This window comes from Acinetobacter sp. ANC 4910, from assembly GCF_004331035.1.
Lineage (GTDB): Bacteria > Pseudomonadota > Gammaproteobacteria > Pseudomonadales > Moraxellaceae > Acinetobacter.
Genome location: NZ_SJNT01000024.1, coordinates 62,066 through 77,952, shown reverse-complemented (window position 1 = coordinate 77,952; position 15,887 = coordinate 62,066). Strand labels below are relative to the sequence as shown.

The window sequence follows — 15,887 nt, the reverse complement described above, 5'->3', positions numbered from 1 at the left end:
GTTAATAAAATAAGGCAGTTGCCTGAAGGGGAAACCTCATGAATTTCGCATTACCAATTGATGATTTACGACAAGCATCCACCAGTTTTATTGCCCCAATGCTGATGGCACGTGGGGTAGAAAAAACCTATCCAAATGGGACTAAAGCCTTAGAGCGCTTAGATTTGGATATTGCCCGTGGGGAAATTGTTTCGCTACTTGGGCCATCGGGCTGTGGTAAAAGCACTTTGTTAAAAATGTTTGCCGAATTAGAGCAGCCTTCTGCGGGGCAGGTTCGCTGGAATGGAAAAAGTGATATTCAGGCACAATGTAAAATGGCAATGGTGTTCCAAGAAGCAACCTTAATGCCATGGTCAAATATTGAAGATAACGCGCGTTTACCTTTAGATTTGCAAGGCATGAGCAAAGCCAAGGGTAATCCTAAAGTACATGAAGCTTTAAAAGCTGTAGGTTTAGAAAATTTTACCCAAGCCTACCCGCGAGAGCTTTCGGGAGGGATGCAAATGCGTGCATCCTTAGCCCGGGCCTTGGTCACAGAGCCTGACTTATTGCTTATGGATGAACCCTTTGGTGCTTTAGATGAATTTACACGACATAAGTTAGATAGCGATATTCGAAAGCTCTGGTCAGAGCGAGATTTAACCGTGGTGTTTGTCACGCACAGTATTTATGAAGCGGTGTATTTATCTTCACGTGTGATTGTGATGGGCACGCGCCCAGGTCGAATTGTGGCAGATATTGAAATTGATGGGCCAGTTAAACGAGATGAATCCTTCCGTACCTCGGAATCATTCATTAAACAATGTTCATATTTATCGCAGTTGCTAGTGCAAGCCAGTGGAGGTGTAGACCATGAATAAACCTTTGATGCAAAACCCTGTCATCCAGCGTTTCGCTGCACCTGTCATTTTAGGATTGGTCTTGTTACTGGCTTGGCAAATCAGTTTTCAGCAACTGCAAGTACCTGTTTATATTGTGCCGAAACCGAGTGATATTGGTATGGCACTGATCAATCAATCAGGATTACTGTTTGGCAGCTTATGGGTCACTTTAAAAATTACCTTATTGGCATTTCTGAGCGCGGTAATTATTGGCACGTTGGTGGCATTCTTGTTTGTGCAAAGCCGTGTGATTGAAGCTTGTTTTATGCCCTATGCCATTTTATTTCAGGTCACTCCGATTGTGGCAATCGCACCTTTGGTAATTATCTGGATTCAAAATACTACGTTGGCTCTGGTGGTGTGCGCGATGCTTGTTGCGATTTTTCCAATCCTGACCAATACCACTTTGGGACTGCGTAGTGTCAACAAAGGCTTGTTGAATTTATTCCAAATTAATAAAGCCAGTCGTTGGCAAATTCTCATGCGCCTACGTGTGCCGAATGCGCTACCGTATTTCTTTGGTGGGTTACGAATTTCATGTGGTTTAGCTTTAATTGGTGCGGTGGTATCAGAGTTTGTGGCAGGAACAGGGGGCACCAGTGCAGGTTTGGCATATCAAATTTTACAGGCAGGCTTTCAACTGGATTTACCCTTAATGTTTGCTGCGTTGTTACTGATTACCTGTACAGGTTTAGCCCTATTTGTTGTGATGTCTTGGGTCAGTAGTTTGTTTTTAAGTAAATGGCATGAAAGTGAGCAAGTGTAATGCAGACTCAATATTTAATTAAAAATGCCTATAGCATTCTCACGGGTTTATTTGGGAAATCAGCACGCTCTACAGCGACGGATATTCGCATTCAAGATGGAAAAATTAGCGAAATTGGTCAACTCAGCTCATTACCAGAAGATACGGTTATTGATGCAAAAGATTGCGTGATTTATCCAGCGTGGGTCAATACTCATCATCATCTGTTTCAGTCTTTACTCAAAGGGGAACCTCAGGGGCTAAATCAAAGTTTAACACCGTGGTTGGCCAGTACACCTTATCGTTTTCGGGGTGCGTTTGATGAAGATACCTTTCGGATAGCGGCGCGTATTGGCTTGATTGAATTGTTACGCTCGGGTTGTGGCACAGTCGCCGATCATCATTATTTGTATTGGCCGAACATGCCGTTTGATGGCGCAGCAATTTTATTTGAAGAAGCCGATAAATTAGGCATGCGTTTTGTGCTATGTCGTGGTGGGGCAACGCAGACACGTGGTTTAGAAAGTGAGTTACCGCAAGCATTACATGCAGAAAAGTTTGAAGATTTTATGCTGGATGTTGAACGTTTAGTGCAGCGCTATCATCAAAAAGATGCCAGTGCATTACGCAAAATTGTGATGGCGCCGACCACATGCTTGCATTCCACAACCCCCACGCAGTTACGGGAGACTGCTAAATTCGCACGCCAATTAGGAATTGGTTTGCATAGTCATTTGTCTGAAACGGTTGATTATCTAGATGCTGCTAAAAATAAGTTTGCCATGTCCCCAGTCCAGTTTTGTGCTGAACATGATTGGGTTGGCTCTGATGTATGGTTTGCACACTTAGTCAAATTGTTGCCTGAAGAAATTCAAATATTGGGTCAGACAGGCACGGGCATTGCACATTGTCCACAAAGTAATGCACGTTTGGGCAGTGGTATTGCTGATTTGGTCGCGCTTGAACAAGCCGGCATGACCATTTCTATTGGGGTGGATGGGGCAGCATCCAATGAAGCTGCTGATATGTTGTCAGAAACCCATGCAGCTTGGTTAATGCAGCGTGCACGTAAAGGCATGTTGGCGGTACCACAGTATGAGGGTGGCCAGTTTGAGGGTGGAGCAGATGCCGCCACCATTGAAGATATTGTACGTTGGGGAACCGCAGGCGGTGCTAAAATTTTAGGTCTAGACCAAGTTGGAAGTATTGAGATCGGGAAACAGGCAGATTTTGTGCTTTATCAGTTAGATGACCCGCGTTATTTTGGGTTGCATGACATGGCTATAGGTCCAATTGCCAGTGGTGGCCGCGCACATATTAAAGCCATGTTTGTGGCAGGTAAAATGGTGATGCAGAATGACCAAATTCCAAATATAGACATGATGGAACTTGCATGGCAGGCACGACAGTCAGTTCAGTTATTGCAACAACGGACTTTAATGATTGCTTAAGCTTGAGGGGGAAATAATTGAAGATAAAGTATTTATTATATGAAATTAAAGTACTCCGATGATGCCGCTGCATGTGTCGTTACCCTGAACCCGATGAGTTCAAGGTGGACGCGACGTATACTTGCTGGGTTTCCCACTCGAAGGCGGGCATACACTCTAAATATACAGAACGCAATCCATAAGTTTAAGTATCGGCAGGGGAATAGACCCGCTGGCGAACATCTCAGAGTTAAGCCTAGTATAACGGATAAACCCATACTGGCAAATCATCGTAGGCAAAGAACTGTAAAATTAAGTGCTGTTTGTCGAGAGATTATGCAAATAAACGTGAAACTAGGTAAGCGTTTTGACATCTTCAAGAATGGTGCTGAGTAAACGTTCACAATGTGCATATTCCTGTAAGGATTTATTCATTGCGAGCACTTCCTGCATAAGCTCAAGTGCAACCATAATAATCAGTTTACTGGGTTCAATGCGCGGTGCTTGACGTCGAAATTCATCATATTTGTCATTCAGCAATTGTGCAGCACGTTCCAACTCTGGCTTTTTATCTTCTGTGGTGGCTAAACGAAAGCTATGTCCCAATACACGCAGTTCAACAGGAATTTGTTCACTCATGATTGCATTTCCTCATTTACTTCGGTGGGATGAGCCAATTGTTGAATTTCTTGTGCGTGCTGGTCTTGTTCAGTGCCTAAAATAGATAGGCGCTGAATAATGGTTTCAACTTTGGTACGTGCCAACTCATTTTTTTGTAACAATCTATCACGTTCCTGCTGTAAACCTTGAATTTCTTGTTGTGCATGACGTTGTTCATTCTGCATTTTTTCTTTAATGACACGTAATTCATTACGTTCACTTAAAATATCCTGAAAACGATTTTTTAAATCGGTACAGCTTTTTTCCAAACGGCTATAACGGTCTGCTAAAGCAGTTGCATCGGTATTGAGTTGCTTAAATTGGGACTGTACCTCAGTCAATTGCTCTGTAAGGTTCTCAATTTCTTCTTGTTTTTTGGTAATAATGCCGTTTTTGTGCACAACTTGGACATGATGCTGTTCAGCTGCTGTTGCGCTGGCTTCAGTTAATGCATTATTTTCAGTTTCATAATGCGTGAGTCGAGATTTTAAAACGCCAATATGCGCCTGTAGACGCTGTAATTCTTCTAACATAACGTAGTCGCACAGTGTTGCAAACAAAGGTAATATATAAGAAGTATAGAGATTGGATAAACGAATGCAAGACGATATTTCAGGTTGGTCGGAATGGAACCAACATTTTTCACAAATTGAAGAGATTTCAAGCCCAAGTGAGTTACATGGGTTACTCACGGGTATAGTTTGTGTGACTGAATCACCGACGCGTGAAGAGTGGCAACAAATTTTAGCAACGCTTAATGTTCCAGAATTAAGCGATTTGGCTTTAACAGTGCTTACTGGTGAAGCTGAAGACGTATCGCATGCACTCTCGGAAGATGAATTAGACTACTTGCCTTTATTACCAGATGATGAACATGTGTTGGTAGATCGCGTGCAAGCACTGGCAGACTGGTGTGCAGGTGTAGTATTGGGTTTTGGTTTAGCATCAGGTCATATTCGTGCCGATGAAATGGAGCTGATTGAGCATTTACAAGATGTGGCTGCAGTTGAATTTGAAGAGTCTGACAATGACGAAGAAGGTGAGGACAGTTATCAAGAGCTGTATGAGTTTGTACGTTTGATTCCTGTGAGCTTGGCTTTAGGTCGCACGAAAGTAGCGGTAGATGAAAGTTCATTATTGCAAAATTTTCATGCCAAAATGCAGCAGAATAAAATGAGCACTGATAACAGTGTTGTAGAAATGTTTACACCACATCGACCAAGTTAATTTTGGTCGATTTTTTGCTTTAAGATCGCAAACACAGCAACCCTATTCTTTATTCAACAAGACCGAAGAACATTTAATGAAAAAACTGACTCAAGTAGATTTTAAGGAACGTCGTGACCGCCTCGCAGAGGAAATGGGACCACACAGTATCGCGATTATTGCCACCAGCCCAGTGGCCATTCGTAATCGAGATGCAGACTATAAATTTCGAGCGGACAGTAGTTTTTTCTATTTGACGGGTTTTGCAGAACCAGAAGCGGTTGCTGTGATTGAAACGTATGAATCTTTAGATGAAGGCTATACCTATAGCTTGTTCTGCCGTGAACGTAATCGTGAGATGGAAATCTGGAATGGTTACCGTGCAGGAATTGATGGTGCCATTGATGATTATGAAGCCGATGAAGCTTATGCGATTGATTTGCTTGATGAAGAAATCATTGAGAAATTACTAAATAAACAGAAATTATTTTATCGGATTGGACACAGTTCAGAATTTGATGTCCGAGTGAGTAAATGGATTCAAGAGGCAGATGCACAACAACGCCGTGGCAATGAATCGCCAGCACAAGTGGTTCAACTGGATCGTATCTTAGATGAAATCCGTTTATTTAAAACATCACAAGAAATTGAATTGATGCAAATTGCATCGAATATCAGTGCACAAGCACACACCCGTGCCATGCAAGCTGTGCGTGTCGGTATGATGGAATATGCTTTGGAAGCCGAACTAAATTATGTATTTGGGCAACAAGGTTGCGTACCAGCCTATAACAGTATTGTGGGTGGGGGTGCCAACGCCTGTATTTTGCACTATGTGGAAAATAACCAAGAATTGAAAGATGGTGATTTGGTCTTGATTGATGCAGCTTGTGAATATGAGTTATATGCGTCAGACATTACCCGTACTTTCCCTGTAAATGGTAAGTTTAGTCCTGAGCAAAAAGCGTTATATGAAATTGTATTAAACGCACAGCTTGCAGCGATTGATGTAGTCAAAATTGGCAACTCATATAAAGAGCCACATCATGTTGCCGTGCGTATTTTGGTAGAAGGCTTATTGTCACTTGGTATTATGCAGGGTGATATTGAACAGATTATTGAAACCGAAGCTTACCATCAGTTTTATATGCATGGCACGGGACACTGGTTAGGCATGGATGTGCATGACGTTGGTGCATACAAACAAACTGGCGAATGGCGTCCTTATGAAGAAGGGATGGTTGTAACGATTGAACCAGGTCTTTATATTGCGCCAGATGATGAAACAGTGGATGCAAAATGGCGTGGGATTGGTATTCGTATTGAAGATGATGTCGTTGCGACTGCCAATGGGCCACTGGTTTTAACCAAAGGCGTTGTAAAAACGATTGCAGAGATTGAAGCGTTGATGGCTTAAGCATCAATAATATGAAAGCCAATCTTATGATTGGCTTTTTTTATTTTTTGCATTGGTTTTCTTCGAGATATATTCTATCGAAGAAACTGTTATTTAAGCGATTTCCGTCTGCCCAACTTGATGATAAGCACGATTAAAATAAACTAAACTTTGCTCATGTTGGCTTTGTTGAATCGCAACAATACGGCAGATAAAAATGGTATGTGTACCCACTTCCTGAATTTGATCAATTTCACAATCAAAATTGACCAAAGCATCTTCCAACACTGGTGCGCCTGTTTCTAGCTCTTTCCAAACACCATGCTTAAAACGTTCTTCTGAACTCAGTTTAGAGGAGAATACGTTAGAAATATGCTCATGCTGTGCACCTAAAACATTTACCGTTAAAATCTTATTTTCGATAAAATGCTCATGTGATCGAGAAGCTTTATTCATACAGACCAATAAAGTTGGGGGAGTATCGGTAACGCTACATACGGCAGATGCAGTGAAACCATGACGATCAGACATACCTGCCGTGGTCACAACACTTACTGCGCTGGTTAACGAAGACATAGCATTTCTAAAGTCTGTTGCTTCAATCATCACTTTATTCCTAAATTGAACCGTACATTTTGTTTAAATTGGGCTATATCACGCAATTCGGTCATATAACCACTGGATTAGAATGCATTCTGGGGAAAGTCGACACATGCTTTTTACTGAGATAAGAGCTACCCATTTTATCTAATACGTAGCTCTTTCACATCATGCGATAGATGCGTATGAAGTCGAAAGTTCTTTACGAATGATTTCAGCACCTGCACTTAAAGCATTGAGTTTACCGCGTGCCACTTCACGTGCCAAAGGCGCCATACCACAGTTGGTTGAAGGATAAAGTTTATCTGCATCAACAAATTGAAGCGCTTTACGCAATGTATTGGCAACTTCTTCTGCTGTTTCAATGGTGTTGGTTGCAACATCAATCGCACCCACCATGACTTTTTTACCACGAATCAGTTCAATCAGATCCATTGGCACACGTGAGTTTTGACATTCAAGTGAAACAATATCAATCTTCGATTTTTGTAGTTTAGGGAACGCTTCTTCGTATTGGCGCCATTCTGAACCTAAAGTCTTTTTCCAGTCGGTATTGGCTTTAATGCCGTAACCATAGCAAATATGCACCGCAGTTTCACACTTTAAACCTTCAAGAGCACGCTCTAAAGTTGCCACACCCCAATCATTCACTTCATCAAAGAACACATTAAATGCAGGCTCATCAAACTGAATGATATCAACACCAGCAGCTTCAAGTTCTAAGGCTTCTTGGTTTAAGATTTTGGCAAATTCCCAAGCCAGTTTTTCACGGCTTTTGTAGTGACCATCATATAGCGTGTCGATCATAGTCATTGGGCCAGGAAGTGCCCATTTAATCGGTTGGGTGGTTTGGCTGCGTAAGAATTTAGCATCTTCAACAAACACTGGCTTTTGACGAGAAACTGCACCCACTACAGATGGCACACTGGCATCATAGCGATTACGGATGCGAACCGTTTCGCGCTTCTCAAAATCCACACCGTCAAGATGTTCAATAAAGGTGGTGACAAAATGTTGGCGGGTTTGTTCACCATCACTAACAATATCAATGCCTGCATGTAGTTGTTCTTGCAATGACAAACGTAAGGCATCTTGTTTCGCTTCGAGTAATGCCTCACCTTCAAGTTTCCAAGGTGACCAAAGTTTTTCAGGTTCAGCCAGCCAAGAAGGTTTTGGTAAGCTGCCAGCGGTTGATGTTGGTAATAAAATTGCCATTTTAAATCTCTATTTCAATATTCTATTTCAGTTAAATTAAGCAGCGTTACGGTCTGCGTTGTAATTGGCAGCCCATTGCTCAAGAATGTTTTGATAAGGCTTGATAAAGTTCTCTTCAGTCCATTTGCCTTGCTTGACCGCAAGTTGACCACGTTCAACACGGTCATAGACAATTCGTGTTAATGAGTAATCTGGGTACTCTAAACTTGCCTGATAAACTTGCGCCGCTGATGAATTTGCATTGTAAATTTCAGGGCGATAAATCTTTTGGAACGTTTCCATGGTGCTAATCGCGCTGATCAATTCAAAATCGGTGTAATCACGCAGTAAATCACCCGCAAAGTAGAATGCTAAAGGTGCAGCGCTACCTTTTGGCATAAAGAAGCGAACCTGTAAGCCCATTTTATGAAAATACTCATCGGTACGTGAGTATGCATCTTGTTTATACTCAATCCCTAAAATTGGATGCTCATTGGTCGTGCGGTGATAGGTCTTCGCCGTTGAAACACTCAAACAAATTACAGGCTGTTGATTAAATTCAGCCTTAAAAGTATCTGAATTTACTAAATATTGATAAAGCTTGCCGTGTAAATCACCGAAACCTTCAGGTGCGTATGAAGTTGAGTTCTCTTTATTATGCTCTTTTAGTACCACACTAAAATCGTAGTCACGTACATAAGATGAGAAGCTATTGCCAATCATGCCTTCAATACGCTGATGGGTATGATGATCGATAATAGTGCTTTTCAGCATTTCAATAATTGGGAAGGTTTGACCATTGCCTTCAATATCTAAATCCGCAGAAATAATATCAATTTCAAGGGAATAACGATCACCATTTGGGTTATCTGTTTGCGCTAAAGCATTAAAACGATTGTTAATCATTCGAAGCGTATTACGTAGATTTTGCTCACGGCTTTCACCACGCGCTAGGTTAGCAAAGTTAGTCGTTAGGCGTGTGCTATCTGCTGGTTGATAGTTTTCATCAAAACGAATGCGTTTGATTGAACATGCAAACTCTTTACTCATGGTGATGGTCATCCTAATTTTTGAGATTAAATCTAAATTTCTTGAATGGTGTAATTTATACCGTAATCACAACATGAATAAAAATGATTTAGTCTCAACATAAAGTGAGTAAAATTCATGTTTTAGGTTTAAGCCACACTAAAATAGGCGTGTTTCCGTATTGGTTTTGCGCGAGAATATAAAAATTAGGGATAAGCTACCGACTAGTTTCAAAGTCGGTATTTTGTGAATTTTTAATGGTATTTATGTTTTTAAATTGTTGATATTTAATTGAATATCTGAATTTACTTCGTATAATCACCATTATGTTAATTTTAGGAGAAATTAATGCTCATAGTATTTAGTGGGTTACCAGGCACAGGAAAAACAACTTTATGTCAGGCTTTAATAAAAAAGAAAGGGTTTACTTATATCCGAATTGACGAAATAGAATTTGCGATTCAACAATGTAATAACTCTTCTGAAAAAATTGGAGCTATTGGTTATGCAATTGCATTTTCTATAGCATTATCTAATCTAAAACTTGGAAATACAGTTGTAGCTGACAACGTTAATCCTGTCATAGAAAGCAGGCTTAAATGGAAAGAAATAGCTCAGAAAGCTAATGTTAAGATTATTGAAATTGAAGTTGTTTGTAGTGACAAGGCCGAGCATAAGAGACGTATTGAAACGAGGTCATCTGATATAGAAAATTTTAAACTACCAGATTGGCGGTCTGTTCAAGTACATGATTATCAATTGAGAACAGATAAAAGATTAATAATAGATACAGCTAAACTTACTCCAGAAAATGCTCTAACAGAAATAGAAACATATATTGGCTCCACCATTTAACATAATGGTCGTTATCCAAATTTTTTTTATAAAATTATTTTAAATCAATGCATTAGAAATTTTCTAATAACTTAAAAAACAGAAAAAACCAAACTAGAAATAATTTGGCTGCTTTTTAAGCATGTTTGGTATCTTCTGTTAATAAATTGATTAAAAATTATTCAAAATTGCAGAATCATGTATAAAGCTGTTCCTGAAAAAATGATCAAAACAACGATGAAAAAATACAGTGAATATTGACCAAAAGGATGTTTTTTATATGCATAACTAATAGCAATTAAGATAGCTAAAATAAATAATGTTGCTGGCCAAAAAATTAGGGAAACAAATAAGATGCTTTCCGCAAAATTTAACTTAATCATGAATTTTTCTATTTACAGTATTTTCATTGTTATAGCTGATCTCAATTCGAATAAAAAGCCCAACAGGATTCGGGTTAAATTATTTAAATTTATATGTGTTGTAGCCTAAAGAAATTATCTAGCTATAGTACCATTTTTACACCTGATACTTAATGTCTCCCCCAGTTCCTATATTGAACCGTATTTATTTGAAAAGTAAAAACTCAATATATAAATGGTTAAACTGAGTAAAAAAAATATTGGTGTGGAATAAAATAGTTCAGTATTCCAAATATTAATGCTAATAATTGCACTCATAAATATATAAAATATTGAAAGTAAAAATTTTTTTATAAATAAACCTTTTTGTTTAGGCATTTTTGAAGTTAAAATAAAAGGTAGAATTGATATAAAAGCCATAACCAAGATTTGCGGAAAAAAGACTATTCCCATCATACTATTATCATGTGAAATGACAGGATGATTCCTTGTAAAAAGGATAGAGAGAAAAAGTAGAATAACCTGAATAAAAATGATCAATAAATCTATTTTAAAATATCGCAATATTACTATTTCCTAAAATGTTCTGTCACATTAAGAATGTTTAAGCTTTTCTAAAATTAACATAGTACACGTCATACGAAATTTTTATAATTAGCTTTTATAATTCAAAATCTTATACTTTGTCTTGCAGACCTAATCCTCGCCGATTGGTCTTTTTCATGATTATTCACGTTCCACGATTACAACTCGGTCAAAGTTCCATAAGTTTGATAAGTTGGTCTAAACAGTGTCCTAAATATATTTTTAAAGAGCAGACACAACATTCATTCTCAAAATCATGGTAGAGCCCTTTACCTTGATAGTACGTAAAAGCATCCATTTCATTATAAAAATAAAACGCTTTGATGTAATATAAAATCCATTAAAACTTATAGGTATTTTGAGGTTTCCTCCTTCGAATACGCCATAAAAAGGATACAAGCATGCAGCAAGAAGTCGTCATTGTCGGTGGTGGAATGGTTGGGCTGAGTCTGGCACTCATGTTGGCGAAAGCAAATATTGCAGTCAAACTGCTCGAAGCCATCAAATACCCAAATTATGATGACATCAATCTTGCGCCTTACCATTCCAGTTTCGATGCACGAAACAGCGCTTTGTCTCGCCGTAGCGTGCAAATTTATCAAGAACTGGGTTTATGGAATGCCTTGCAACAACATGCAACACCAATTTTACAAGTACATATTACTGAAGAAGGCAGCTTTGGTAAGGCGCGTTTACTTGCAGAGCAAGAAAAAGTCGAAAGCTTTGGGCAAGTCATTGAAAATGCGTGGTTAGGGCGTGTGTTACTGACCCAAGTTCGCCAACAGCCATTGATTGAACTGATTGATGGTGTGCAGGTCACGTCACTTACCCAAGATACAGAGCATGCTTATATTGAAGCACGACGTGGTGAAGAACAGTTGCAACTACAAGCCAAGTTGGTGATTGCGGCAGATGGTCGAGATTCGTTCTGTCGTCAAGCTTTGGGTATTGGTGTATCTGAGCATGATTATGATCAAGTAGCGATTGTCACCACCGTACAAACTTCGAAACCGCATCAACATATTGGCTTTGAGCGTTTTAGTCCTCTTGGGCCATTGGCATTGTTGCCTTTACCAGGTGAATACCGTCGTTCAGTGGTTTGGCCTGTGAAAAAGGGCACAGAGCAAGAGTGGTTAGGTGAAGAAAATGACCAACATTTCTTGGATGCTTTGCAGAAAACCTATGGTGACCGTGCTGGAAAATTCCAGAAAACAGGCAAGCGTTTTAGTTATCCGTTGTCACAAGTGTTAGCAGAAAAGCAGGCAGTAGGACGTGTGGTGCTGATGGGTAATGCGGCACATACCATTCATCCCGTTGCAGGACAAGGTTTTAACCTGTGTATGCGTGATGCTTATGTATTGCTGCGCTATTTAGAAGCACAACAGAGTGCGGGTGCTGACCTCGGTGAACCAAGTATTTTACTTGAATATGAACAAGCTCGTTTAAAAGACCAACAGCGCGTGATTAAGTTCTGTGACAGCGTGGTACGAGGTTTTAGCAATCAAAATCCAATGTTGAAGCTATTACGCAATACAGGACTGATCGCATTTGATTTAATTCCAGGTATTAAACCATTGGTAGCCACTTACGCAATGGGACTAAAAGCATGAGCCAAGTTTTAGATGTTGTGATTGTCGGTGGTGGTTTAGTTGGCGGATTGACTGCTTTATTGCTGGCTCAAGGTGGTGTACAAGCTACGGTTTTAGATGCTGCACCAATTTTGGATGAGGGCAAAGTTTTAGCGGTTGCCAATCCACGTGTATTGGCGCTGAGCGAAGCGACCATTCATTTGCTCAAAACAGTAAAGGTCTGGGAGCTATTGGCACGCCAGATGCCTTATAGTGGTATGCAGGTCTGGAATAAAAATGGCTATGGTGAAATTAATTTTGGACATGCTAGCGAAAAAGCTCCATCAGCCGAGCAAGCCTTAGGTTCAATGGTCGAGCCAAGTATTTTGAATTTAGCCATTCAAAAACGCATGTTGAGTGAAGTCAAAGACTATCGAACACAAGTCAAAGTCACGCGTGTAGAACGCGGCGTTGGTGTTTGGCATATTCATCTAGCGGATGGCACGCAATTAACCACTAAATTGCTGATCGGTGCCGATGGTGCCAACTCTTTTGTGCGTGAACAGGCATTTATTGATCTGGATGTATTGGATTATCGTCAGGCAGGCGTGACCTGCGCCATTCGTACCACACAGCCACATCAACATGTCGCCCGTCAAATTTTCTTAGAAACGGGTCCTTTGGCATTTTTACCAATGGCAAGCCTAAAACCAGAGCAAGATGGTCATTGGCAGTCTATTGTCTGGACGTTACCCGATGACTATGCCGAGGAATATACTGCATTGGATGATTCTGCCTTTTTACAACTGCTGACGCGTGAAAGTCAGCATATGTTGGGTGAGGTGTTAGAAGCGACGCCGCGGGCGATGTTTCCGTTGAAAGCACGAGCTGCACAGCAGTATGTGACTTCAGGGTTGGCTCTGATTGGAGATGCAGCACATGTGATTCATCCTTTAGCAGGGCAAGGGGTGAATATTGGGTGTTTAGATGCTGCGGTACTGAGTGATGCCTTATTGCATGATTTTTCGCGTGGGGTGTGGGCACATGAGCAAACGTTGCAGCGTTATGAACATTGTCGTAAAGGTCAAAATGACGCCATGATGCATAGCATGTCGGCAATCGGCTGGTTAGAAACCATAGATTTTTTCCCCATTATTTGGGCACGTAATTTTGGCTTAAAACAAGTTGAACAACAGCCCGTATTGAAAGATGCTTTTATGATGCAGGCCAATGGTTTGCAGGCATTAAAAAATACCCGTTATGCAAATTAGGTTTAAACAGATAATTTTTAGGCATTTAGTTAAATCTGATTACGAATTTGATTAAAAAAGATACGATTTTTTTGCATTAAGTACTATGCGAAAGCGATTTAGATTGATAAATTTCATCGTAATTCGAAATCGATTCGAAACGAAGTATTTGGAAGTCATTGTGGGGAGATTAAGATGACGGATATGAATGATTATGATGATGCGGAAGACTCTGCTGTAGATGAGGATGAAGCAAAGGCTGCTGAAAAAGGTGCATCAGATGAAGTAGAAGGTGCTTCTGATGGTGATGTTGCTGAGGCAGAAACATTAACCGTGACTGCAAAGAAGAAGCAACGTGAAGCTTTAGAAGATGAAGTGGCTGCATTCTTGGCACGTGGTGGACGTATTACTGAAGTTCCACCAGATGAGTCTGCACACGACTAACCTAGCAGTATAAAAAACCACTCATGAGAGTGGTTTTTTTATTTGTTCAGCATTCAAGCTTCAGTTTTACTGTGCAGTCAACTCTAAGGCACGTTGATAAGCCACTTTTTTCTTAATGCCAGTCAAGTCCGCAGCCAGTTGTGATGCTGCTTTGACTGATAAATCCTGTAAAAGACGGGTGAGAAGTTGGTCTAATTTCTCTTGTTCCATGTCTTTTTCTTGAGTTGCACCACCCACCACCAACACGATTTCACCTTTTTGTTGATTATGGTCAGACTCAATAAATTGAACCAATTCACCCAAAGTCATTTTGCGAATGGTTTCAAAGGTTTTAGTAATTTCTCGAGCAAAACCCACTGGGCGGTCTGCACCAAACACTTCAGCCATGTTTTTTACAGATTCTAAAATTCGATGAGGTGCTTCGTAAAAAATTAGAGTTTGAGTTTCGTCTTTCAACTTTTCAAGTTGCAATAAACGTTGTGAAGCTTTAGAGGATAAAAAACCCTCGAAACTAAAACGATCACTTGGCAAACCCACGCTACTTAAGGCAGCAATTGCGGCACATGCACCCGGAACTGGAATCACACGAATGCCATGTTCTTGGGCTGCACGGACCAATTTAAACCCAGGATCACTAATTAAAGGTGTGCCTGCATCACTAATCAATGCCATATTTTCGCCTTTTAACAGACGTTGCACTAACATATCAATTTTGTTGCTTTCATTGTGGTCGTGGCAGGCGGTAAGGGGTGTAGAGATATTAAAATGCTTGAGCAATTGTGCAGAGGTACGGGTGTCTTCAGCTGCAATAATACTTACAGATTTTAGGGTATTAATAGCACGAAACGTCATGTCATCTAAGTGCCCAATAGGGGTTGCTATAACAAATAACTGAGCACTCATGTGAAGTCTCCATGCCAAAAATAGAATTAAGAAAAGAATGACGCGATTAACTGATATGGGAGTTAGGCTCCCAAAACGCGTGAGAATACTTGCATTCTACCTGAATCCACTGCTCAGACGCGAATTAGATTCTACAGGGTTACCAGATAAAGTATGTGCTTAAGGTGTGGTATAAGGTTGCTGCTGAGTGTATTGAAAAAATGATTAAAATTTACAAGTGTGCATTTACTCAATTTACCATGTGTATTTGAGATTAGATCTATGCTTGCACTAGTATAAACATATATAAAAAAGCTTGGTATTCATTGCATTACAACAAGAAATAAGTGGGTTTTACTGAATGGAAGAAAAATTGAAGCTTAAAACAACATCGCAAGCTTTGGGAGATTGGGCAGAACAACAAGCGTTAATTCTTTTGCAACAGCAGGGTTTTCAGCTTGTACAAAGAAATTATCATAGCCGATATGGTGAGCTAGATTTGGTGGTGCAACAAGGCGAAGAATTGCTTTTGGTTGAAGTGAAGGCGCGTGCTTTGACCCGTTATGCTCAAGCCAATGAAGTGGTGTCACTTTCGAAACAGCGCAAACTCATCAAAACAGCGTTGTGCTTTCTTAACCAATATCCCGAATATCAGCAGTTCTATTGTCGATTTGATGTAATTTGTTTTGATTTCTATCAACAATTTGCAAAAACAGTACAGTATGACTTTTCAAGTTTCACTTATGATCTGCAATGGATAGAAAATGCTTTTACTTTTGATTCAGAGTTCATTAATCTTTGAAGGAACAGGAAGCATCAAT

Annotated in this window: 16 protein-coding genes and 1 other RNA gene; 10 read left to right on the top strand and 7 right to left on the bottom strand. The window is 40.0% G+C overall.

Features of this window, described 5'->3' with window-relative positions; all coding sequences use genetic code 11:
• Positions 1 to 38: 38 nt before the first annotated feature.
• From E0H82_RS16380 to E0H82_RS16370, 3 genes are read left to right on the top strand one after another with little or no spacing between them, the layout of a single operon-like run.
• Positions 39 to 860 carry an ABC transporter ATP-binding protein gene (locus E0H82_RS16380; RefSeq protein WP_131265766.1) on the top strand — a complete coding sequence of 274 codons (822 nt, stop codon included), beginning with the start codon at positions 39 to 41 and terminating at the stop codon, positions 858 to 860.
• Complete coding sequence (locus tag E0H82_RS16375; protein WP_131265765.1) at positions 853 to 1,647, top strand: ABC transporter permease; 795 nt, start codon at positions 853 to 855, stop codon at positions 1,645 to 1,647. Before E0H82_RS16380 ends, E0H82_RS16375 begins: the two co-directional genes overlap by 8 nt.
• Positions 1,647 to 3,077 carry an amidohydrolase family protein gene (locus E0H82_RS16370; RefSeq protein WP_131265764.1) on the top strand — a complete coding sequence of 477 codons (1,431 nt, stop codon included), beginning with the start codon at positions 1,647 to 1,649 and terminating at the stop codon, positions 3,075 to 3,077. The genes E0H82_RS16375 and E0H82_RS16370 overlap by 1 nt, the downstream gene beginning before the upstream one ends.
• Before the next feature lie 48 nt (positions 3,078 to 3,125).
• Here the strand turns inward: E0H82_RS16370 and ssrS are convergent.
• The 3 genes from ssrS to E0H82_RS16355 all read right to left on the bottom strand — a co-directional run bounded on the left by ssrS (position 3,126) and on the right by E0H82_RS16355 (position 4,249).
• A non-coding RNA gene (ssrS, locus tag E0H82_RS16365) (6S RNA) lies at positions 3,126 to 3,310 on the bottom strand.
• A 100-nt stretch (positions 3,311 to 3,410) separates the two neighbouring features.
• Positions 3,411 to 3,695 carry a cell division protein ZapA gene (locus tag E0H82_RS16360; RefSeq protein WP_116763700.1) on the bottom strand — a complete coding sequence of 95 codons (285 nt, stop codon included), beginning with the start codon at positions 3,693 to 3,695 and terminating at the stop codon, positions 3,411 to 3,413.
• Positions 3,692 to 4,249: a hypothetical protein gene (locus E0H82_RS16355; RefSeq protein WP_131265763.1), complete on the bottom strand. Its 558-nt coding sequence runs from the start codon at positions 4,247 to 4,249 to the stop codon at positions 3,692 to 3,694. Before E0H82_RS16355 ends, E0H82_RS16360 begins: the two co-directional genes overlap by 4 nt.
• 64 nt (positions 4,250 to 4,313) lie before the next feature.
• Between E0H82_RS16355 and E0H82_RS16350 the strand changes: the two genes are divergently transcribed.
• Together E0H82_RS16350 and pepP are read left to right on the top strand one after the other, a co-directional pair.
• Positions 4,314 to 4,943, top strand: coding sequence for a UPF0149 family protein (locus tag E0H82_RS16350; protein ID WP_131265762.1), 630 nt, complete (start codon positions 4,314 to 4,316; stop codon positions 4,941 to 4,943).
• A 76-nt stretch (positions 4,944 to 5,019) separates the two neighbouring features.
• A complete protein-coding gene (pepP, locus tag E0H82_RS16345) occupies positions 5,020 to 6,339 on the top strand; it encodes a Xaa-Pro aminopeptidase (RefSeq protein WP_131265761.1) in 1,320 nt (439 codons plus the stop codon).
• Positions 6,340 to 6,432: 93 nt separating this feature from the next.
• On the opposite strand, the gene E0H82_RS16340 is transcribed toward pepP, so the two are convergent.
• The 3 genes from E0H82_RS16340 to E0H82_RS16330 form a co-directional block, all read right to left on the bottom strand.
• A complete protein-coding gene (locus tag E0H82_RS16340; RefSeq protein WP_131265760.1) occupies positions 6,433 to 6,924 on the bottom strand; it encodes a flavin reductase in 492 nt (163 codons plus the stop codon).
• Positions 6,925 to 7,086: 162 nt separating this feature from the next.
• A complete protein-coding gene (locus E0H82_RS16335) occupies positions 7,087 to 8,133 on the bottom strand; it encodes a methionine synthase (RefSeq protein ID WP_131265759.1) in 1,047 nt (348 codons plus the stop codon).
• Positions 8,134 to 8,169: 36 nt separating this feature from the next.
• On the bottom strand, positions 8,170 to 9,162 hold the full coding sequence (locus E0H82_RS16330; RefSeq protein ID WP_131265758.1) for a DUF1852 domain-containing protein: 993 nt from the start codon (positions 9,160 to 9,162) through the stop codon (positions 8,170 to 8,172).
• 327 nt (positions 9,163 to 9,489) lie between these two features.
• On the opposite strand from E0H82_RS16330, the gene E0H82_RS16325 reads away from it, so the two are divergent.
• From E0H82_RS16325 to E0H82_RS16310, 4 genes are all read left to right on the top strand, one after another.
• Positions 9,490 to 9,996: an AAA family ATPase gene (locus E0H82_RS16325; RefSeq protein ID WP_016167006.1), complete on the top strand. Its 507-nt coding sequence runs from the start codon at positions 9,490 to 9,492 to the stop codon at positions 9,994 to 9,996.
• Positions 9,997 to 11,323: 1,327 nt separating this feature from the next.
• A complete protein-coding gene (gene ubiH / locus E0H82_RS16320; protein WP_131265757.1) occupies positions 11,324 to 12,532 on the top strand; it encodes a 2-octaprenyl-6-methoxyphenyl hydroxylase in 1,209 nt (402 codons plus the stop codon).
• Entirely contained in the window at positions 12,529 to 13,761 is a 1,233-nt protein-coding gene (locus tag E0H82_RS16315; RefSeq protein ID WP_131265756.1) for an FAD-dependent monooxygenase, read from the top strand. Before ubiH ends, E0H82_RS16315 begins: the two co-directional genes overlap by 4 nt.
• A 174-nt stretch (positions 13,762 to 13,935) precedes the next feature.
• On the top strand, positions 13,936 to 14,184 hold the full coding sequence (locus E0H82_RS16310; protein ID WP_131265755.1) for a hypothetical protein: 249 nt from the start codon (positions 13,936 to 13,938) through the stop codon (positions 14,182 to 14,184).
• 66 nt (positions 14,185 to 14,250) lie between these two features.
• Here E0H82_RS16310 and rsmI read toward each other — a convergent pair whose 3' ends face one another.
• The gene (gene rsmI, locus E0H82_RS16305) at positions 14,251 to 15,087 is read right to left on the bottom strand and encodes a 16S rRNA (cytidine(1402)-2'-O)-methyltransferase (RefSeq protein ID WP_131265754.1); all 837 of its coding nucleotides are present in this window, start codon (positions 15,085 to 15,087) and stop codon (positions 14,251 to 14,253) included.
• Positions 15,088 to 15,427: 340 nt separating this feature from the next.
• Between rsmI and E0H82_RS16300 the strand changes: the two genes are divergently transcribed.
• Entirely contained in the window at positions 15,428 to 15,868 is a 441-nt protein-coding gene (locus E0H82_RS16300) for a YraN family protein (protein ID WP_131265753.1), read from the top strand.
• Positions 15,869 to 15,887: the final 19 nt, after the last annotated feature.